General features: G+C 52.6%; 22 protein-coding genes. 14 read left to right on the top strand and 8 right to left on the bottom strand.

Annotated features, from left to right (window positions below; all coding sequences use genetic code 11):
* Positions 1–278: 278 nt before the first annotated feature.
* Positions 279–1,589, bottom strand: a complete 1,311-nt coding sequence (locus AC13DJ_RS08380) for an MFS transporter (protein ID WP_153740621.1) — start codon at positions 1,587–1,589, stop codon at positions 279–281.
* Between the two features lie 150 nt (positions 1,590–1,739).
* Between AC13DJ_RS08380 and dmeF the strand changes: the two genes are divergently transcribed.
* Entirely contained in the window at positions 1,740–2,672 is a 933-nt protein-coding gene (gene dmeF / locus AC13DJ_RS08375) for a CDF family Co(II)/Ni(II) efflux transporter DmeF (RefSeq protein WP_482934096.1), read from the top strand.
* 31 nt (positions 2,673–2,703) lie between these two features.
* Here dmeF and AC13DJ_RS08370 read toward each other — a convergent pair whose 3' ends face one another.
* Positions 2,704–2,982 (bottom strand): metal-sensing transcriptional repressor, encoded by a 279-nt coding sequence (locus AC13DJ_RS08370; RefSeq protein ID WP_153740610.1) that lies wholly within the window; start codon positions 2,980–2,982, stop codon positions 2,704–2,706.
* A gap of 80 nt (positions 2,983–3,062) precedes the next feature.
* Between AC13DJ_RS08370 and AC13DJ_RS08365 the strand changes: the two genes are divergently transcribed.
* Genes AC13DJ_RS08365 through AC13DJ_RS08355 form a run of 3 tightly spaced genes read left to right on the top strand, consistent with a single transcriptional unit; the run spans position 3,063 to position 4,940 of the window.
* The gene (locus AC13DJ_RS08365) at positions 3,063–3,446 is read left to right on the top strand and encodes a hypothetical protein (protein ID WP_153740611.1); all 384 of its coding nucleotides are present in this window, start codon (positions 3,063–3,065) and stop codon (positions 3,444–3,446) included.
* 48 nt (positions 3,447–3,494) lie between these two features.
* Positions 3,495–4,229, top strand: coding sequence for a HupE/UreJ family protein (locus tag AC13DJ_RS08360; RefSeq protein ID WP_248237236.1), 735 nt, complete (start codon positions 3,495–3,497; stop codon positions 4,227–4,229).
* Between the two features lie 15 nt (positions 4,230–4,244).
* Positions 4,245–4,940 carry a hypothetical protein gene (locus AC13DJ_RS08355; protein ID WP_482934095.1) on the top strand — a complete coding sequence of 232 codons (696 nt, stop codon included), beginning with the start codon at positions 4,245–4,247 and terminating at the stop codon, positions 4,938–4,940.
* Between the two features lie 246 nt (positions 4,941–5,186).
* On the opposite strand, the gene AC13DJ_RS08350 is transcribed toward AC13DJ_RS08355, so the two are convergent.
* The 3 genes from AC13DJ_RS08350 to AC13DJ_RS08340 all read right to left on the bottom strand — a co-directional run bounded on the left by AC13DJ_RS08350 (position 5,187) and on the right by AC13DJ_RS08340 (position 7,126).
* Positions 5,187–6,338: a PcfJ domain-containing protein gene (locus AC13DJ_RS08350; protein ID WP_482934094.1), complete on the bottom strand. Its 1,152-nt coding sequence runs from the start codon at positions 6,336–6,338 to the stop codon at positions 5,187–5,189.
* 183 nt (positions 6,339–6,521) lie between these two features.
* Positions 6,522–6,701 (bottom strand): hypothetical protein, encoded by a 180-nt coding sequence (locus tag AC13DJ_RS08345; protein ID WP_482934093.1) that lies wholly within the window; start codon positions 6,699–6,701, stop codon positions 6,522–6,524.
* Complete coding sequence (locus AC13DJ_RS08340) at positions 6,701–7,126, bottom strand: hypothetical protein (RefSeq protein ID WP_482934092.1); 426 nt, start codon at positions 7,124–7,126, stop codon at positions 6,701–6,703. Before AC13DJ_RS08340 ends, AC13DJ_RS08345 begins: the two co-directional genes overlap by 1 nt.
* Positions 7,127–7,220: 94 nt before the next feature.
* Between AC13DJ_RS08340 and AC13DJ_RS08335 the strand changes: the two genes are divergently transcribed.
* A complete protein-coding gene (locus AC13DJ_RS08335; RefSeq protein ID WP_482934091.1) occupies positions 7,221–8,228 on the top strand; it encodes a helix-turn-helix transcriptional regulator in 1,008 nt (335 codons plus the stop codon).
* On the opposite strand, the gene AC13DJ_RS08330 is transcribed toward AC13DJ_RS08335, so the two are convergent.
* Together AC13DJ_RS08330 and AC13DJ_RS08325 are read right to left on the bottom strand one after the other, a co-directional pair.
* Positions 8,185–9,426 carry a DUF4236 domain-containing protein gene (locus AC13DJ_RS08330; protein ID WP_482934090.1) on the bottom strand — a complete coding sequence of 414 codons (1,242 nt, stop codon included), beginning with the start codon at positions 9,424–9,426 and terminating at the stop codon, positions 8,185–8,187. The two genes, AC13DJ_RS08335 and AC13DJ_RS08330, sit on opposite strands and share 44 nt — an antisense overlap.
* A gap of 98 nt (positions 9,427–9,524) precedes the next feature.
* Complete coding sequence (locus AC13DJ_RS08325) at positions 9,525–9,872, bottom strand: SLOG family protein (protein WP_482934089.1); 348 nt, start codon at positions 9,870–9,872, stop codon at positions 9,525–9,527.
* Positions 9,873–9,983: 111 nt separating this feature from the next.
* Between AC13DJ_RS08325 and AC13DJ_RS08320 the strand changes: the two genes are divergently transcribed.
* Both AC13DJ_RS08320 and AC13DJ_RS08315 read left to right on the top strand, forming a co-directional pair.
* Complete coding sequence (locus tag AC13DJ_RS08320; protein WP_482934088.1) at positions 9,984–12,098, top strand: AAA family ATPase; 2,115 nt, start codon at positions 9,984–9,986, stop codon at positions 12,096–12,098.
* A 20-nt stretch (positions 12,099–12,118) separates the two neighbouring features.
* Positions 12,119–12,328, top strand: a complete 210-nt coding sequence (locus AC13DJ_RS08315) for a hypothetical protein (protein WP_278351279.1) — start codon at positions 12,119–12,121, stop codon at positions 12,326–12,328.
* Between the two features lie 54 nt (positions 12,329–12,382).
* On the opposite strand, the gene AC13DJ_RS08310 is transcribed toward AC13DJ_RS08315, so the two are convergent.
* Positions 12,383–12,715: a hypothetical protein gene (locus tag AC13DJ_RS08310; protein ID WP_482934087.1), complete on the bottom strand. Its 333-nt coding sequence runs from the start codon at positions 12,713–12,715 to the stop codon at positions 12,383–12,385.
* Positions 12,716–12,820: 105 nt separating this feature from the next.
* On the opposite strand from AC13DJ_RS08310, the gene AC13DJ_RS08305 reads away from it, so the two are divergent.
* The 7 genes from AC13DJ_RS08305 (at position 12,821) to AC13DJ_RS08275 (ending at position 20,388) form a co-directional block, all read left to right on the top strand.
* The gene (locus tag AC13DJ_RS08305) at positions 12,821–13,093 is read left to right on the top strand and encodes a hypothetical protein (protein WP_482934086.1); all 273 of its coding nucleotides are present in this window, start codon (positions 12,821–12,823) and stop codon (positions 13,091–13,093) included.
* A complete protein-coding gene (locus tag AC13DJ_RS08300; RefSeq protein ID WP_482934085.1) occupies positions 13,086–13,673 on the top strand; it encodes a hypothetical protein in 588 nt (195 codons plus the stop codon). Before AC13DJ_RS08305 ends, AC13DJ_RS08300 begins: the two co-directional genes overlap by 8 nt.
* Before the next feature lie 125 nt (positions 13,674–13,798).
* A complete protein-coding gene (locus AC13DJ_RS08295) occupies positions 13,799–14,788 on the top strand; it encodes a metallophosphoesterase (protein ID WP_482934084.1) in 990 nt (329 codons plus the stop codon).
* Entirely contained in the window at positions 14,785–16,668 is a 1,884-nt protein-coding gene (locus AC13DJ_RS08290; RefSeq protein ID WP_482934083.1) for an N-6 DNA methylase, read from the top strand. Before AC13DJ_RS08295 ends, AC13DJ_RS08290 begins: the two co-directional genes overlap by 4 nt.
* Positions 16,668–17,954: a type ISP restriction/modification enzyme gene (locus AC13DJ_RS08285; RefSeq protein WP_482934082.1), complete on the top strand. Its 1,287-nt coding sequence runs from the start codon at positions 16,668–16,670 to the stop codon at positions 17,952–17,954. Before AC13DJ_RS08290 ends, AC13DJ_RS08285 begins: the two co-directional genes overlap by 1 nt.
* A gap of 75 nt (positions 17,955–18,029) precedes the next feature.
* A complete protein-coding gene (locus AC13DJ_RS08280; protein WP_482934081.1) occupies positions 18,030–18,941 on the top strand; it encodes a GIY-YIG nuclease family protein in 912 nt (303 codons plus the stop codon).
* Positions 18,942–18,969: 28 nt separating this feature from the next.
* Positions 18,970–20,388, top strand: coding sequence for a hypothetical protein (locus AC13DJ_RS08275; RefSeq protein WP_482934080.1), 1,419 nt, complete (start codon positions 18,970–18,972; stop codon positions 20,386–20,388).
* Positions 20,389–20,586: the final 198 nt, after the last annotated feature.

The raw sequence follows: 20,586 nt of genomic DNA, 5'->3' as shown, positions 1-20,586 counted from the left end.
GATCAAAGACTATCTGAAGACTTACAACGAAGACCCGAAGCCCTTTGAATGGCATAAATCTGCCGACCAGATTATTGAGTCAATCGCCAGATTATCAGACAAGCTCAATAAGTAAGCGGACTTTTGTTAAGGGACACTAGTAAACAAAAGCGAACGTTCGCAGCATCCCAAATTTCTGGATTTAATTCCCCCGAGTTGCCTAAGAAACGCCCCTGCATTCCCCCCCCCCATTCCAGAGGTGGCGGCCATTGAAGTTTTCTAAGCGGTGACTGCAAAACTCAATCTGGCCATTTGGGATGCAAGCTATCAATGACGTAGTTGTGACTGTGGACACTGGAGTTGAAATCACTTGCGATATGAGGGTGGTCACTTGGAAGATCGTCGTGGTGGTGCGAACGTTCTGACGGATCAACAGATGGCCATAACTTCACGGCAAGGATCAGCCCGCCGAGAGCAAACCCCAGAAGTATCAATAGAGTGATGGTCATTCCCGCAGAAGAGCCCAGCCAACCAGCTAATGGATACGCGATCAGCCATCCGGCATGCGATAAAGAGAACTGGGCAGCGAACAGAGCTGGCCTATCTTCAGCATGCGACGACCGCGTAAGGACCCTGCCTATGGGCGTTTGAACGGTGGAAAAACCAACGCCTAGCCATGCCCAAACGGGTAACAGCCATTCCAGAGAGCCTACCGGCAGCGCAAGAACCAACCCGGCAACCAGAATCCCACCTCCTGTGAGCATGACTTGCCGGTCCTGCCAGCGTTTCAATAAAGCTGGCAACGCCAATGCCGCCAACATGGAACCGCCACCAAACGCGGCAAAAGCCATAGCCGTATGCTGGTCGGTAAGGCCGAATTGTCCCTGCACCAGGACAACCGTATTCACGATCACCATGGCTCCCGCAAGACTGACAACTAGGTTCAGTGACATCACCCCGCGCAGGCGAGGAGTTGCCATGAAAATTCTGAATCCGGCCCGTGCGCGATCATAAACGCCGCGACGTTTTTCTGATTTGGCCCCGGAGGGCAAAGCAACGGACACCACCAGCAAGGCTGATGCGATAAAACCGATTACCGTGCCCGAGAACAATGCCTGCCAGCTGGTGGCAAGCAGAATCAACGCCGCGAGCGCAGGGCTGATGAGGTTTTCCAGATCGTAAGCCAATCGGGAAAGCGACAGCGCCTTGGTGTAATCGTCTTCATTTGGAAGAGTCTCCGGAATCGTAGACTGGAAGGTTGGTGTAAAGGCCGCCGAGGCGGACTGAAGGACCGCGATTAGCACGTACACTTCCCACACTTCGGTGACGAAAGGCAAAGCCAGCGCCGTCGCCGCTCGAATCACATCCAGAGAGACCAGCAGAGCACGACGGGGTATGTTCTCCGCCAGAGCTGATGCCAGGGGGGCTAGCAAGACATAAGCGACCATCTTGATAGCCATGGCGGTGCCGAGCACCTGTCCCGCCTCGTCTCCGGCCAGATCGAATGCCAGCAGACTCAAGGCCACCGTCGCCAGCCCCGTACCCAGCAATGCAACCACCTGGGCCAGGAACAAATGGCGATAGGTTCGGTGCTTCAGAATCTCAAGCATGGCTTCACCAGTGACAGCATAAGAAGCAGAAAGGTTGTGGTAGAAATCTGACTCCAGTAGCATTCCATGCTATCCCCCCAGGGGGGATAGGTCAAAAGTGAGATTTTGCCTACAGGTCTACCAACCATCAGTCTTGCCGGGAACACTGTTATGCACCATGAACGACTCGACCATTGGCAACATAATCACGTGTTTGGTCAGGATCAGAAGCGCTCTGGCGAAACCCGCACACTCATCGTGGTGGGCCTGACACTGGCGATGATGGTCTGGGAAATTCTGGCCGGAATCGTTTATGGCTCCATGGCGTTGCTGGCCGATGGCCTGCATATGGGGTCCCACGCAGTGGCTCTGGGCATTGCGGCCTTCGCCTACGCGTATGCCAGGAAAAACGCGGGCAACGACCGTTTCTCTTTCGGAACAGGAAAGGTCAACGCGCTGGGTGGCTTTACCGGTGCAATCCTGCTGGCTGCCTTTGCGCTCTACATGGTCATCGAGAGCGTGGGGCGTTTTATCCAGCCCGTCGCCATTTCTTTCGATGGGGCTATTTTTGTGGCCATAATTGGCCTGGTGGTCAACGGGGTGTCAGCTTGGATACTGGGGGATGCAGGCCATGATCATGGTCACAGTCACGGCCATGATCACGGTCACCACCACCATCATCACCATGACCACAACCGCCGGGCCGCTTACCTGCATGTACTTGCGGATGCGCTGACGTCAGTCCTTGCTATTGTTGCTCTTCTGGCGGGTAAATATGCCGGGTGGAACTGGATGGACCCGATGATGGGGATTATCGGTGCGATTCTGGTAACCCGTTGGTCCTGGCATCTGCTGAAAGACACCTCAAAGGTCCTCCTCGACGAGCAACATCAGGACATGGAGGAAGCTGTTAAACAGGCCGTCGAAGACGACGATGCCAAAGTCAGTGATCTGCATGTGTGGGCGATAGGCCCAAACATTCATGCGGCTATTGTCTCAGTGGTCTCGCATCAGCCCGAGTCGCCTACAGTCTATAAGGAGCGCATTCAGGCACACTGCCAGTCCCTGGTTCACGTGACGGTGGAGCCTCTCCGGTGTGATTAACGGGGAGAGCGCAGGTTGAAAAGCAATCAGGTCAGAGATACCGGGCAATTGCCTTGAATTCATCGACACGCCGCTGCTGGTCTGGCTCCAGCGGCCCGATAGCATCGTCGAGGCAATGCTCAATGTGGTCCTGTACTAGCACGCGTTTGGCCTGTTGAATGGCCTTTTCCACGGCGTGAAGTTGCTGGGCCAGTTCCAGGCAGGGTTTTCCCTGATCAATCATGCCAATCACGCTTTCCAGATGGCCGTTAGCCCGCTTAAGACGTTTGATAATGTTCGGGTGAGATTGATGCGTGTGATCATTTACCATGTTTAATTCCTATCCCCCATGGGGGGATGGTATCCTCTGTTTTCGTTGAAATCCAACCACAGACTCGACGCATTAGATTGATGATTTCGGCCATTCACCAGAGAAAACTGCTTCCGACGCTCGTCATGCTCTTGGCATTGGCGGGCCTGTCACTGTCGGTGATTGGCGAGTCATTCTCTCACGGTGTGGCCAACTTGGCAGGCGAGTGGGAATCGCAGTCTGACGGCCATCCAGCCAATCATGGTGCGCATGGACACACCCACGATTTTGACAAAGAGCCAGAGACATCATCAATGCATCATGATGCTGGCAATCATACCCACGAGACCGTGGACCACCTCAGGGTTCCGTTTGTTTCCCAAAGCCTGACCGTTCTCCGGCAGCCCGTACCCTTTGCCGGAGGTTCTCCCCGCAGTTTGCGTTATCGGCTTGAACGCCCTCCAAAAGCCTCCCTTTCCACTTGATTCTTGCCGCTTACGCGGCCCGAGAAAACAAATTCGATTGGAGTCTTTATGTTGTCAAGCTTGCCTGGCCGATGCCGTGGTGTGTCCTCAACGGGCACAGGCAATCGTCTACTCTGGATATTTCTAACTTTGGGCTTGCTGGGTCTGAGTACCGATGTACTCGCTCATGCCGTCGCCCAGGGCGACAAGGGGTACATCCAGGAAATTACCGGGATAAACCTTATTTCGTTCATCTATCTGGGGGCCAAACACATGGTCACCGGATATGACCACCTGCTGTTCCTGCTGGGTGTCATTTTCTTCCTCTACCAGATGAAGCACATCGCGATCTACGTGAGCCTGTTTGCCTTGGGGCATTCCACCACGATGCTGCTGGGGGTTTACTTCAACGTGGGCATCAATAGTTACATCATTGATGCGATTATCGGTCTGTCCATCGTCTACAAGGCACTGGACAACATCGGTGCCTATCAGCGGTGGTTTGGTTTCCAGCCCAACACCAAAGCCGCCACGTTGATTTTCGGGTTCTTCCATGGCTTTGGTCTGTCCACCAAGATCATCGAATACGACATCTCACAGGACGGCCTGATTCCGAACCTCCTCGCCTTCAATGTGGGCGTGGAAATCGGACAATTGATCGCCCTGGCCATGATCCTGATTGTCATCAGCTTCTGGCGAAAAACCGACGGATTTTTCCGCCATGCCTACACCGCCAACGTGGCCATGATGAGTGCAGGTTTTCTGCTCTTTGCCTATCAGCTCACCGGTTACTTCGTCGCCTGATTCTGGAGATTTTTTATGTACAACACCGATATTCCCAACCGTGAAGAACTGCCCAGCACTGCCAAGCTGGTTCGATCAACCATCATTGCGGCAATTGTGGCGTTGGTTCTGCTTGTAACCGTGGTCATGCCCGCCGAGTATGCCCTGGACCCAACCGGCGCAGGTCGCCTTTTGGGCCTGACTGAAATGGGCGAGATCAAGGAGCAGCTTGCTGAAGAAGCAGCTGCTGACGAGGCTGCCCAGATGGTTGCCGTGCAATCCTCAACTGAGCGAGAGGCCCCGGAAGTCAAAGAGCCTGTCGTGGCTGAAGCCGTTGAGGAGCCAGCTCCCTCACCTGAAGTAGAATTTGCGTCTGCTGAGCCAGAATCTGCGCCTGCACCAGAAATTGCGGAACCGCAGTGGCAGGATGAAGTGCGCGTGGTTCTCACGCCGGGAGAAGGCACAGAGTTCAAACTTACTATGGAGGAAGGTGCTACAGCCCGGTTCTCCTGGGTATCAGAAGGTGGCCCTGTCAACTTCGATACCCATGGTGATGGAGGTGGTCAGTCAATTTCCTACGAAAAAGGCCGGGGTGTGCCTGAAGACGAGGGCGAGTTGGAAGCAGCCTTTACCGGCAATCACGGCTGGTTCTTCAGAAATCGGAACGACAACGACATCACTCTGGTGCTGCGCACTGGAGGAGACTACGGTCAGTTGAAGAAAATGTTGTGATTAACCATTAGATAAACGTAGCAACATCCAGCCCCGCGTGCTCACGGGGCTGGATGTCTTTTCAGCAGCTAAATGGTGCTTGGGGACTCATCCGCAGGGTTAACTTCCAAGCTTGTACCGAGCGCCGTGGGAGGCTAGGAATGTGGTCGCAATAAGGTGCGTCTGAATGTTCGCTTTGCGACCACGCTGAACATTGAATTTCTTCGCATCGCTCAGTCTGCACACAGCAGACCTGGTCTGTGTTTCCTAACTTCTTCGACCAGTATTCACCCACCGCCGAATCCAATCCAAAGCACCCTCTGACGGGCTTGAATTACACACCCCGCGAACCTCGCCGATCACCCACGTTTTATTCTGATACTCAAGCGATATGGTTAAACGCGCCGGGTGGACCATCCGGTAAATGAAGACTTCCCCGAGGGCGACCGGCACGTCATAGCTGCCGACGCAATGGCGCATGGTTGCCCCTTCTTCCAGAAGCTCCAGCCAGGAACCCAACGGCTCTATACCGTCGATTGGGGCGAGAGGCGGTTTCGGATAGTCGCCGTGCTCCTCAGAAAGCTCCTTCGCCAGGTCTTGGCGCTTCTCTTCGGAGTTTCGGCTGTTTGCCCGGTTAAAGCGTTCAACCAAGCGGTCGTGCTGGGCCTGAAGGGTTTCTCTGGAATGGATTGCTGCAAGGGCCTGTTCGTTACCGCCGGCCATGGCGAGCGAATCCCGAATCATCCGGTATAGCCAGGACAACTCCACTGCCGTGGTGTGTTCATCAACCAGATTCAGCAATCCGGGCCACAACGGTTGCCGAACGCGATTCAGCAAACGAAGGTGGTTCACATGGAGGTGAGGGTGGTGCCGCATCAAGGCTAAGTACTCGGGGTTCTGAAGTGCGGCGCGAATATCTTCCAGCTCCCAGGGTAATAAAGGAGACAAGGCCAGGCGACGGACTAATCGAACGAGGGATCTGCTGCCCGGAAGCCCAACTGCTTTGAGAATCTCGGAACGCTTTCCGGCTAAGAAAGCGTTAAACGATTCGAGCGACCACGACTGTTTTCGTGCATGATCGACCGCCAGGATAAAGAGCAGGGGAGCGTCCTCGGCCAATTCTCGAGCCGCTGCCGAAGCAGCACAGGCCTGTGCGAGCACAAAGTCCATGGCGGGCATCAACGCAGTGATGGCCGATACTGCTTTCGGCAGGGCATCACACAGGCGCCTTCCTTTATCATCTTCCAGCGTAAACAGCGGTAACCCGGGCGGCTCCAGGAACTGGCCCGAGGCAATCTGACCTTCATCGTTATAGCTGGCCCAACGCAGGGGTTGCTCTGAATCCCAACGATGAACCTCAACCCGGATCGGGTAATTGAGTATCTGGCTCAGGTCGTAAACGGTGGTGGTGCTGGTCATACAATTAAGCTCTTCGACGATCTTCAGGCAGGATAATCCAGCGATACGACAGTATGGGTCGCCTGAGCCGTAAAAGTTTGACTACACTGCCTCAGAAAGAACGGCCAAGGATGCAGCTATGCATCGTTGGTTTGCGAGCCGGTAGGCGATGTGTCGATTATCTCCGCTGATAGCTAGCTGGTGTTAACGAACCCACCAGGAAATAAAAAACACCGGCGCAACCACCAGAATCGGAATCTTTAACCACACCGGGAAGGCTTCCCATTCCTCCCAGCCGACTCCGTGGTCATTGAAATAGCTGATGCACAGCATCGACACCACAACCCAGAGCACCACACCCAGCGCAGCGAAAATCAGAATCATCACGCACCTCGCTGGATGTTAAAGACAAACGTCATCGCATTGGCTTTGCTGATGGTCAGCACGTGAATGCTGGCGGCATCTTCGTGCATCTCCAGATTGAGCAACTCCAACACAGAATTCGAATAGCGAAGTTCCTCAAACCATCGGGCATAGAAATGCTGAACGGCTGCGGAAAGATCATCTGACTGGGTGACGAGCTCGCAGCGCAATAGGGCATCGGGGCAATCGGGCTGCTCGCGAATGAATGATTGCTCGCTGAACACCGGGTCGTTGTGGATCAGGGCATTGAAGATGTCGTGCTGGAACCCCAGCATGGTGGAGTCGAAATCGTAGGTCTTTGGGGTAAAACCATGTTCTAGCAGGAGGGAGGCAAAATTGTGTTTATTCAGGGCAGGGCTCCTTGTGTCGTTGGCAGAATTGGCCACCGGCTTTACTTGGGCAGCACAAGAATCTAGCATGACATAGCGTCAGAATGTGTCGCTTAAGCTGTCGACTTCGAGAAAAGACAAGGATCCCGCTATGTCCAACACGGCCGTTCGCTACCTCACCATGCTCCGGATGGTGCCCCGGTACCCAAGATCCATCACCACCACCGAACTGGCGAGCCGCCTGGAAGAGCAGGGCTTTTCGGTGACCATGCGTTCTATCCAGCGGGATCTGGAAAAGCTGAGTGCGGATTTCCCTCTGTTGGTTGATGAAAACTCCCGGCCTTACCGCTGGTCGTTTGACCGCAATGCCACCATGGACATCATACCGGCGCTGGATCTGCCGGCAGCACTCACGTTTGAGCTGGCGAAGGCCTACCTCTCACCAATGCTGCCCCCAAGGGCACTGTCCCACTTAAAGCCCCACTTCGATGAAGCCCACCGCACGTTGTTGCGTGAAAAGAACCCCCTGGGCCAATGGCCAGACCGGGTCAGGGTGATTAATCGGGGGCTGGGAGGTGCGCGCCCGCCTGTTGATGCCGATGTTCTGGAAGCGGTCACCGAAGCCTTGCTCCGGGAATACCAGTGCAAACTCACCTACCAGGCTCGCAGCTGGCCGGAACCGGAAGAGATTGTGGTGCATCCGTTCGGGCTCATCTTCCGAGACCCGAACGTGTACCTGATCGGCACCATTGAAGGCAGGGAAGGGGTTCGTCAGCTGGTGCTGCACAGGGCGACGGCCGGTGAAGTGGTGGAAGAGTTCATCGAGCGCCCGGAAGAATTTGATCTGGATTTATACATCCACTCCGGCGCCATGGGCATTCTGAAATCCGATGAGCCGGTGTATCTGAAGTTACGCTGCGACAAACCGGTGCTGAACCACCTGATCGAATCCCCACTGGGGTTTGATCAGATCACCACCGAGATTGATGACAAGACCTTCGAAATCGCCGTCACCGTGGGCGACACCCAGGACCTGCGCTGGTGGCTTACCGCTCAGGCGGTGCATTGCGATATTCTGGAACCGGCGTGGTTGCGGGATGAGATTGAAGACACGCTCAAGCAGGGGCTGAAACGGACCCGGCAGACCAAGGCTCAATAGACCGGAAAATCCCGGTTTTGGTCATATCCCGCCGCAATGCAAACGCGGCAAGGGCCTCAACCGGGTCCACCGCTTCAAGGTTGCCGAAGTGAATCTGGCGCCAGGTGTCGCGGTTGACCTTCACACTGTACAAGTAGCGATCTTCAACCCGGCCGGTGGCGCGGTTGGTCATCTGGGTGAAACCGGAAAGCACCACGGTCTCGACGGACGGCGCACAGGCAAATCCCTCACCGATCAGCCGAAATCCCATGCCGTGCACGTGGGCCATATAGAGCTTTCGGAGCGCCGTATCCGATAGCTCTTTTACGGAAACCCCGATGCCCCGCTGGTACATCCGCAGCTCGGTTTTCGGGAAATCCTCAATCTCCGGCAAATCCACATCCAGCATCAGCGTTTTACCATCGTCACTCAGCTCAAGCGACAGACTGGTTTCCTGGGGCCAGTCGATGTCCATTAAGTGGTCATCCAGCACCGACTCCATCGCAGACAAGCTGCCTTGCACGGCCCGTTGGTACAGCGTAGCCCGCTGGGTTTCTTTGCGCTGGTGGTGTTCCCGTTCAGATTGCCACTGAACCCGCTGGTGCTGGTACTCCGAGAGCTTTCGCTGGTTGCTCTCCATAATGGCCCTTCGGCGAGCGGGGCAAAACCAGGCTTTCCAGTCCGGCTTGCGAGGCACCGGTCGAACAGGTTCGGGAAGGTCGAAGGGTTCCGGGAGAAATTTGGGGAACTGATCGGGCGCAGGGGTGCCCAGATGAATCGCACCGATTCTCTCCATCATCCGGTTATGAGTATCCACCTGTTCATTGAGAGTATCTTTCAACGCGTCGAGGGCATAGGCCTTGGCTGCCGCCATGGCTTCGCTGCCAAGATCCTGGCCATCTGTGTCCAGGATGGAAATCTCACCCGTTGCCGTATTGAGCTGAACCTGGGCAATTTGCTCGGCGATGGGCGGCAGAGGCGAGCTTTGCGGATGGTCCCCGTTCGCACTGGCTGAAGGCCTGCCCGGCTGGCGGTTCTTGAGCAGTTTTTCCCGGTAGGACAAACCGGTACCAGGCACTCCCACGTTACCGTAAAGCCCGTTTCGTCCCAGCGTGACATTGGCCCCGCGCATACCGGCAGACACACTCACACCACGCTTACCGAGGTTCAACCGAACGCCCGGGAAAATCTTAACGGTTCTACGAAAACGAAACGCCATAGCCTCCAGCCTGTGGACCTGTTCGTGCGCATCCTATCATTTATTGGTGTTGTGTTAAGGACGATAAGTTTTGATCAAAGAGATCAGTTGTTGTCTGGTCATGCCTCCTCCACGGTTTCAACAATCACCGTTTTACCTTTGGCCCGGGCATAATTCAGGGCGGACGCGGTACCCCGGGATTTGCCATCCCAGAAGGCGATCACCAAATCAGCTGTATCAACTATGGTGCGGTTACGAATCGGGCCGGCGCCACGGCCGTATTGTTTCCAGTCGGGTTTGATCACGGTAATAGGTAGCTTATGTTCCCGGGCCAGTTGCTCCGCCAGAGCATCCGCGCCTTTTGCGCCGCCAGAGATGATGTGCGCGGGCAACCAGGGTTGGAGCACACACTCTAGGCGGTCGTAGTCAGTAAAGTGGCGAGAACCAATAACGGCGATTTTGCGCATAGCGAGCTCCACAGGCTGGTAGACAGGACTGAGAGCTTAACGCCCGTAAGCGACATAAACTGACGCAAACGAAATATAAGATGGTGGTAAATGGATCAGGAGACCACCTCTATGCTGCTGTGGAAAGAGCTCATCAACGAAGCACAGGACCCGGGGCCAGACTTGTCAGCCTCGAAGGATGACCTGAAGCTGCTCCAGATCTACCTGTGCCGGCTGTATCTCACTCCCGGGTATGAGAACACACTTAGCTTTTTCGGTGCGGACGACGCGCTGGCATTTCTGGGCGTTAAGGTGCCGGAAGGCGGTGGTTCCGTGTCGGGTACCGGTGTATACCTGAAGGCGATTCGTGACCGCGAAAAAGCCCTGACGGCATCCCTGAAAGGCAAGCCGAATCTGTCTTTCGAGCCGTTGCTGTCGAGCCTCACCAAACTGCTAAAACCCAACCTGGTGGAGATCAAAGTTCTGATCTTCACTCTGTTGTTGCACAAGCATCCACAAGCCAAACAGGTTCTGCGGGAGCTGGAAATCACCGAGCTCAACAACTCCGTAAACGCTTTGGCCAAAGCCATGCGGGAATCCTCACGTATGCTCGCTCGCGCTTTGGACGAAGACGCGATGCTGTGTCAGATTCGACTGCTCGAAGCGCCTAATCGCAACAGTGACATATGGGACCTGGTTGAGGGTGGCCCCTTGCTGGGCCAGCTGGTCATCGCTTCGTCCGAAGCAAACGACGAAGAGGATGAGCAGGACCTCGAGCAGATGTTGTTTCGTCAAATCTGCCCACCGGGGCCTGCTGCGCGGCACAAAATTGGTGATTTCAATGGTGTGCCAGAGCTGCAGTTGATGTTGGACTATCTTCAGAATGCGTTGCGCAGCAAATCCCGAGGCAAAAATATTCTGCTGCATGGCAAGCCCGGCACCGGGAAAACCCAGCTGGCCCGGGCGATGGCCGAAAAGCTCTCAGCCCCTCTGTATGAAGTGCCGACCAAAAGCGACAACACCGGATCAATGACAGGCCGGATACGCCTCGATGCGGCCAAACTGGCCCAGATGTTTCTGGAAGACCGGCTTGGCGCCATCCTCCTGTTTGATGAAATGGAAGATGCCTTCCGTAAATCGGAACAGCTGGCCAAGGGCTGGTTCAACCAATTACTGGAGGAAAACCAGGCACCGGTTATCTGGATCAGCAACAACATTACAGAAATGGATCCGGCTTTTTTACGTCGTTTCGATTTCATTGTTGAAGTGAAAGGCAGTGGAACTGATCAGCAAACCGAACGTATGGAAAGGGAACTCCTTATGTTGCCAGTTTCACCTGACTGGGCATCGAGTGCTGCCAAGCAGCCCTGGATGACACCTGCACTGGCCAAAAACCTGTCAGAGGTGGCGCAGTATCTGCCAGTAAAACAGGTCACCCGAAACCAGAACAGGCTGGAATCACTGATCGAACAGCGCCTGGTGGCGATGGGCGAGAATCGCCCGGTGCAGATTCTGAAAAAGCCTCGTAAAGCCGATTTCCCGGAATTCAGGATTGAGTGGATCAACACCCGCCCAACCCTACGGAACGCAGAGCGACTGGCCCGTGATGAAGGCACCGCGCGCATTTGCTTGTACGGCCCACCGGGCGCAGGGAAGACCGCCTATGCCCAGGAACTGGCCCGGCGCCTGAAAAAGCCGTTCATGCTGCAATCGGGCAGTGACTTATTGGGGATGTTCGTCGGGCAAACAGAGAAGAACATCGCCGCTATGTTCGACAAAGCAGAAAAAACCGGTGCAGTTCTATTGCTGGATGAAGCCGACACCTTCCTTTACACCCGCAGCATGGCCCAGCGTAGCTGGGAAGTGAGCGCGGTGAACGAGTTCATGATTCGGCTTGAGCGGTTTGAAGGTGTCTTCCTGGCCACCACCAACCGCTTCGACAGCTTCGACAAAGCCATCCTGCGCCGATTCCAGCTGAAAGTAGCGTTCAGCTGCCTGACAGCCGAGCAGGTAAAGGCTATTGTCAGTGAATGTGTGGTTGATAAGGATAAGGCGAGCGCGTTAACCCCCGAGCAGCTCAGTCACCTGGACCATCTCACCCCGGGTCTGATCCGAGCTGCGGTGCAGAACCTCCGGCTGCGGGGTTTCAAAGCACGCACTGTGAGGCTGCTGGAGGCGCTGAAAGAAGAGCAGCGCCAGCAGACGGAGGGCGTTGTCAGCCAACCAATCGGATTTGTTCAATCGTAAAAGATCAGGAGCGCCGCATAATGAGCAAAAAACCAAAAACCGGCTTCCCGCAAGATTTGTGGGTAGTGGAGTATATTGACCTGATGAATCCTTCGGACAGTTTCGAAGGGCAAGCGATGCCTCGAGAGGAAGCCGAGGCAAAATACGCGGCGTTGACGGACAACGGTACCCGCAAGACCGCCCAGGACAAAACAAGTATGGGCTACTACCAGCTCAGACAAAAAGCCTGAGGTTCAGTCAGGCTGAAGGCCCTGAGCTGCATGGGCTCAGGGGAAGGGAGGACATTATCCGAGGCGGCGCAACGCTTCTTCCCGTGCTACATCCCAGCTGGAATCGTCGGTAGGCAATCCGTTAGCTCCCAGCGGTGGTACCCCGCGCTCTTTCCGGCGCGCGTTTACCTTCTCGGTATAATCCAAACTCATGGGATTAATACCGCGGCGACGGTCATTAGCGTCTGCGATGGAGTCCATCATGGCATCGTATTCTTCCGGGAAGAGTTCGTAGTGTACATCGTGGACCAGCTTGTTGAGCTCATCCAGCTTTCGGCACTCCTCCTCGGATAAACCCTCGCGTTCTGCGGTGCGTTTCTTGAGCAGTTCTTTATCGGCACGATTCATCGTTTTCTCCCTGTTCAGTTCAACTGCGATCAGTCTAGGCCAGTCGGGCGACACATATTGTCGCAGATGTTCCTTAGAATGAACTTATCAACAAAGGAGGGATGAATGAGCACCCACTACACCCCTGAAAGCATCTCCCGTGCATTGTTCCACACAGATCCTATGCACACGTGCTGCGCAGAGAATGACTGCTTCGATGAGTACGACGCGGTGGCCCGGAGTGTCAGTGAGCATCTACAGAATGGTGAAGCCTTGGAACATGCCTTTGCCCGTGCGCTCGGAGCCTGGTTTTACGATGATGAGGATCTTCCAGTGCAACCCGCTGTGATTAGGCCCGTCATTGAATGGCTTGAGAAAGAGGGACGACACCATGAGTGAACTTAGAACCGACCTGAAAGCCGGATTGAAGGGAAAGTCCCATACCGCCATTCTGAAAGCCATGGGCTACCGAAACCCGACTCCTGCGAACATCAAGCGCCTGGAGAACGTACTGGCCAGTAAACATCTTGGCCTCGAGGGAGGAGGATTTGACCTTAAATACAGTTCGGCAGAGTTTCTGCTGGCACTGAGTAAAGTGGCAGGTCTTAAGGGGCAGGAGGCTCGCCATCGGATCAGCCACCTTGAGCATTCCCTCTCAGAAGAGTGGCATGCATTCAAGCCATATCTCTGGGTAGATACCAACTTCAAACGCACCAGCCAGCCGATCTTCGCCCTAGCCGCGTGTGAGTCATTCCGCCACCTGTTCTTTCCGAAGGGTTTCTGGCGGCTACCACTGGAGCAACAATTGGCCAAAGCGGGTGAAAAGATTCATGAACACATGCGCGAGACCACCGGCACTCTCGGTATCTGGGGCAAGATTGAAGCTTACTGGTTTATCCCGGCGCCAGGCCAAGCCTATGTCCTGTCGACTGAAGGTGACGTGATTGGCGAAAAACACTTTGCAACATGTAAACAATAGTTACGTTTGTTGGAATTCGCTCCAACTTCGCTCAGTATTGCTTATACTCGGAATGCAACGCAGCCTAACTTTTCTGAACTTGGCGGACCGGCTGCGCAGAGAGATATACCAAACAAGGACGAAAGATGTACGACCTGATCGGCGATATTCACGGCCACGCCGCCGAACTCAAAGCCCTCCTCACCAAAATGGATTACCGCGAAATCGACGGCGTGTGGCAGCACCCCGAGCGAAAGGTCATTTTCCTGGGTGACTTTGTAGACCGCGGCCCGGAACAGGTAGAAACCGTCACCATTGCCCGAAACATGGTCGAGAATGGCCAAGCACTGGCGGTGATGGGTAACCACGAATTCAACGCAGTAGCCTGGGCTACGGAAGACCCGCAAAACCCTGGCGAACATCTTCGCCCTCATATTGATAAGAATCTTAAGCAGCACAGAGCCTTTCTGGAGCAAGTAGGTGAGGGGAGCGAACTGCACCACAGTATGATCGAGTGGTTCAAAACTTTGCCGGTGTATCTGGACTTGCCGGAATTTCGAGTAGTACATGCCTGCTGGCACCCGGAGCATCTTGCGGCCATAGCCAAGTACACCGATAAAGAAAACCGGTTACTTCCGACCGCTTGGGAGGCAGCAAGTCGAAAGGGGTCAGAGGCCTATGAAGCGATTGAAACCCTTCTCAAAGGGTTGGAGATTCCGCTTCCTGGCGACCATCACTTCTTCGACAAAGATAAGAATAAGCGAACCAACATCCGCACTGAATGGTGGCGCGAGGGTGAGCTGACCTATCGTGATCTGGCCATGGTGCCGGAAGAGGTAATCGATAGAATTCCGCATGAGCCGGTGGCTTCTCATGTTTTGCCTGGTTACGACGGCGAGAAGCCGCTGTTTGTAGGGCATTACTGGATGTCTGGAGCGCCTGTTCCATTGAGTGCGCACATCGCCTGTTTGGATTACAGTGTTGCAGCTAAAAGCGGCGGCAAGCTATGTGCATATAGATATGGTGGCGAAAACTACCTGACAGCCATTGGGTTCGTCTGCGTTAATTCGCCCGAAGTACCTGAAACCACGTCTGAATTCACACGATCACCAATGGATAGTGCAGAAAGCGAATGAACAGTATCCAGGATTTTTTGACACAGATTTCTACTACCTTCAACACTGGCTCGGCCACAGAACACTCTTACCGGTCGGCGTTTGAAAGCTTGTTCAAGAGACTGGACGATAAGGTTAACGCCTTAAACGAACCCAAGCGCGTAAGTTGCGGTGCTCCAGACTTTATTATCCAGCGGGGCGATCTTGTAGTAGGGCACCTTGAGGCTAAGGACTTAGGTGTGGATATCCGCAATCTAAAAGGCTACAGCCGCGATCAGCAGCGACGGTATCTGGATGCATTGCCTAACCTGATATACAGCAACGGACTAGATTGGGACTTCTATCGTGATGGCAAACTGCTAGAGTCGGTAACTATAGCGACATTGGGAAAAAACATTGAACCAGATGAAAGCCAGTACACTAAGCTTGAATCTTTGCTTGCTGACTTCATTGTTCAACTGCCAATTAGTATCACTCGTCCCAAAGAACTAGCTGAACGCATGGCGGGTAAGGCAAAACTGATCAAATCTGTATTTTACAAAGCCTTGGCCGATGACCTTGAGCAAGACGCAGACACAGAGCTGGCTTTTCAGTTCAAAATTTTTCAGCAGGATCTGATCCACGATATCACCCCGGAAGGCTTTTCAGATATATATGCTGAAACAATTTGCTACGGCATGTTTGCTGCTCGCCTCCATGATGACACATTGGATACGTTCAGCCGTCATGAGGCGTTAGACAAGTTGCCCAAGACGAACCCATTCCTGAGAAGTTTGTTTGGCTACGTGGCTGGTTCTGGGTTAGATGACCGCGTTGCTTGGATCATTGATGATCTAGCTGACATTTTTCGAGCGACCGATGTTGCTGCCATTATGAAGGGTTTTGGTAAGTTGACAGGGCGGTCGGATCCCTTTCTGCATTTCTATGAGACATTTCTAGCTTCGTACAACCCGGACAAACGAAAATCAAGAGGTGTTTGGTATACACCTGAGCCCGTGGTCAATTTCATTGTGCGTGCCGTAGATGAGGTTTTGCAAACAGAGTTTGGGTTATCTGACGGTTTAGCTGACACATCGAAAATCACGGTCGAGTGGGATACCGGTCAGCCTGAACTGACCAAGAAAGGAAGGCCTAAAAAGCATGGAAAGAATGCACGTATTGAGAAAACTGTTCACCGTGTACAGGTGCTTGATCCTGCAACTGGGACAGGTACTTTCTTGGCTGAGGTCGTAAAACAGATAGCTCCACGAGTAAGAGGTGTAGCACCGGGAATGTGGAGCAGCTATGTTGAAAAAGATCTGATGCCGCGTATCCATGGCTTTGAGATACTTATGGCTTCCTATGCTATGTGTCATCTAAAATTGGACATGGTTCTGAGGGAGCTGGGTTACACTCCATCAAGTAACCCACCACGACAGTCTGTTTACTTAACTAACTCACTGGAGGAGGGCGACTCTCCCAACTACGAGCTGCCTTTTGCTAGATGGATTGCTAACGAAGTGCGGCTGGCAAACTCCATTAAGCGAGATACCCCGATTATGTGTGTTATTGGAAATCCACCTTACTCTGGGCATTCAGTTAATAAGGGCGAGTGGATATCGAACCTGTTAAAAGACTATAAGCGAAGTTCAGATTTAAAGCGCCCTGGGCAAGCAAAGTGGTTGTCTGATGATTATGTTAAATTCATAAGGATGTCTTCTTTTCTCATCGAAAAAAATGGAGAAGGTGTTCTAGGATTTATCACTAATCATAGCTATCTGGATAATCCAACTTTTAAGGATATGCGAGAAAACCTTCTTTGCATTTTTGATAAAATATGGATTCTTGATCTACATGGTAATACCAAAAAAATGAGATTGATCCATCTACCGGAAAGGCTGATAAGAATGTTTTTGATATAATGCAAGGGGTTGCAATTATTGTCGCTGTGAAAACAAAGAAATCAAATCGCGAACTTTCTGAAGTAATGCATGGTGAAATCTGGGGGGATAGGGATACCAAGCATGAAGTTTTAAGTCAAGAGAATCTGTTGGGGAACCTTTTCAAAAAGATCGATATAATACCGCCACGTTATGCATTTGTTCCTAACGACTGGTCTTCATTTGAAGGTTATAAGCGAGGCTTCTCGGTTTCAGAACTGTTCTCTCCTTATGGTCGACCGGCTCCTGGTATTGTTACCACTCATGATCAGTTTGCAATTTCGTGGACGCGTGAGGAAGCAGCTAAGAAAGTTCGAACACTTCTAGCCAGCAGTTCGGAAAGTGAAGCAAGGCGCCATTTTCGGTTATGCACACAAAGCCAGTGGGATTACCAAACGGCAAAGGACGAACTAGCACTTCAAAACTGGGAAAGCCAAATAGTCCCGATCGCGTATAGGCCGTTTGATGAACGTTATACCATTTATAACTCACATGTTACTGTGCATCGAAGAGAGCGTGCATCAAAGCACATGTTGGCAGGCTGTAATATTGCACTTTTGACATCTAAATCTCATAGAGATAACAAATTTGCCCATGCATTTATCTCAAAGACAATCGCAGAAGTAATTGGTTTGTCGCCTAGAACCGGATCTAACGCTATGATTTTCCCTCTTTACCTTTATCCGAGTGACGGGGGGCTTCATGGCACTGAGCGCCAGATCAACTTCAATCCAGAGATTTATGATAATTTACAGAAATTAGCGGATCACTTTAAATATGGTGTGCCAGATGAAGTTAATGTTTTTGATTATGTTTATGGCGCATTGTATTGCCCTTCTTATAGAGAAAAATATGCTGAGTTTCTGAGGTCTGATTTTCCAAGAATCCCTTGGCCGTCATCTCCTGATGAGTTTTGGCATGTATCACACAAAGGCGCTGCTCTTCGAGAGCTACACCTTATGGATTCAGAAGTGGTTGGTTTAGCATTATATCCATTCGAAGGGGATGGAGACAACGTAGTCAGTGCTATCGGAAAAAATAGCTACCGTTCTGGCAGAGTTTGGGTTAACAAAAATCAGTATTTCCGTGACGTACCTGAGGCGGCTTGGAATTTTTATATTGGTGGTTATCAGCCAGCTCAAAAGTGGCTTAAAGATAGAAAAGGTCGAGCTTTGAATTATGATGATGTTCGGTATTATCAGAATATTATCAAAGTATTGACTGAAACTGCTCGAATTATGAGTGAAATTGAAATGCACCTTGGATAATTTTCGGGGGGGTAGTCTGTATTGCTCAATCTAAAAAATAGATAAATGGTTAGTTGATAAATAAGAATCCATAATATGATAAGCAGCAAAGGACAATCACTCGAACTTTTCTTCATTGACGGCAAACCAGACGGCATGCTGACCGCAGAAGTGTTCAACTGGACTGGTCATGTACTCATGGCGCCACGTACCCGTTTGGGCGCCGCGCTGAAGAGGCCGGCATCCAGGTTTACCGGCGTGTATCTCTTGATCGGTGAGGATGATGACGGCCCCTTAGCCTACATCGGTGAAGGTGAAGATATTGGTGACAGGATTAAAAGCCACGACACCTCCAAGGATTGGTGGACTTCGGTTGTTCTGATAACTACAGCCGGCAATAACCTCAACAAGGCGCATGCGAAGTATTTGGAGTCCAGATTGGTTGAAGAGGCTCGCCGAGCTGGAAAAATCCGATTGGACAATGGCAATACGCCCCCGCGTTCCTCGCTGAGTGAGGCCGCTCAGGCCAACATGGAAAGTTTTCTGGAATACCTGATGATGGTCCTTCCGGCGCTTCGGATCGACAGCTTTCTAGCGCAAACCAGGCCTCAAACCAATACCAGCTCAAGCACCCAAGCTTCCTCGGATGAACCGGATACGGTTTTTGAACTTAGGACCCCCAAACACAGGATCGAAGCCAAAGCTGTGCTCACGGCTGGGGAGTTTGTGGTGCTGGCAGGCTCCAGGGTAAGCGCCGAGTGGCGTGGCAAGAGCACTCACCACACGGGATACAGTAAGTTACACGGTGAGTTGGTGGCAGCGGGGGTAATACGGCAAGACGGGGAGCTTGCGGTTTTCACCGAGAACTATGCGTTCAAAAGTCCAAGTGCCGCAGCGGCTGTGGTGAACGGCAGACCAACTAATGGCACCACCGAGTGGCGACTGTCAGACGGAAAAACCTACAAGGCTTGGGAAGCTGAAAAGCTGGAACAAGAAGCTGTAGCGTGATTGTTTCTCCAAAGGATTGGCTTAGTTTATGAAGCTCCAGGACCTGCTCACCGAATACGATGATTCCTTATCCGGCGACTCGTTTATCGACCCCCTCGGCCAACTTGTTATCTGGTCGGCTTACGGCCAACAGGTTTTCAGAAACCGCGTAAATTCTGTCTCAAATGACGTCCGAAATTTTACGCTGAACCTGCTCCATCATGGTGTCGTACGTTCGTTGCTTCTCGATGAAGAGGTTCAAGTTTCCGATGCGCTTGCCAGTGAACTTGGACCGAAGGAAAGTCTCCCTTTCGTTCACGCCTGTCTGATACACCTTGAGAACATCTTTACCTATTCAATGGTTAACCGGCCAGAGGACGCGGGTATCGATACGCTTGGTATTTTGGGCGGCAGCAAAGGCCGGGCCGCTTTAGAAGACAAGGATAGCGACGGAAACCCCCAGCTTATTTTCACCGATAAACCTTCCGGCCAACTGCTGGTTCGTCAGCTGGGCCTGGGGGTGAGTGGGCGTTACAAAACACCGTTTGTTGAGATGGGGTTCTTTGATCAGAGCTACAATTATTTTGGTCAGGACGCTTCAATGCGTTGGGCTGAATTCGCTCAGCTTTTGGCTGGGAGCGATGCGCTCAATCACTGCTTCATGGAAGCCAAGAGCCACTTGGTGATGCTTGTTACTGCATCTCAGTCAAAAGCCCAGATACCACCCAAGGTCAACTTTTTTGATGTCTCCCAAGATCTGAAAAATGCCTACCGCACCGCGTTCACTAGTGGTGCCAAAGTGGGTTCGGAAACTCGGGATTTCTGGCTCTCAGTAACCGGACTGGATGAGGGAGCGGCCGGCGCGCTGCTTCGTGTCATGGAAAACCGGCTCACTCAGTTTAAGTCTAGTAATGTCCTGCCTGAGAAGCTGGAACCCCAATCTATTGTTCAAGAGGCTATCCATTCCTTTGAGGGTGGCCTGGATGAACGTCAGAAACTTCTCAACATCCAACTTATTGAGCCATTGCTAGCTGAAGTAGATCTGCTATTTCAGATCGCTCGATATAAGAAGGTTCAGACGGTCGCAGAAATTCGAGGTCACTGGGAACGGCTTTACCGTTCGGACGCTACATTGAAGAGTTGCGCTGAGGCCATCGCTAGCCAGCCCGAAGTTTTAGCGGTTCTTCAGGGCACCGGCCGATATCGCTTGGACAAGATACGTGATCTTGCGCGTTTGAATACCGTGGAAGAGCAGCTGGAGTCCTTGCTTGATTACCATGCTGCAGTGATGAAACAGCGAGGGCAGTTGCGTTGGGTTGAGCTAGCCAGAAACGGGGAAGTCCATAATCATGGTCGAACGACCTCGTTGCCGGTTGCAGCCGACCGCCCGATCGGTTCTTGGGTGAACTCTTACTATCTTCATCAGTTTAATTTTTTGGTGAGCGGGTATTACGGAGGTGGGCAGTGAAACTACTCTCGGCCTTTGGCAAACAGGTTGAACAAGTCGGCACTGTTCAGAGGGTTTGGAGTTATGGTGATTTCTGGTGTATGGAAGCAGGCTGAAGGGGTGGCGTATCCTGTTGGTTGATCACCGCCAAGATCACAACCAACAGAGGAATGATACGCCATGTCCGAGTCTAACCTGCATGCTCTTTCACAACCAGAG

The organism is Marinobacter sp. L-46 (assembly GCF_056859535.1).
This window is presented reverse-complemented; position numbering and strand designations above follow the sequence as displayed.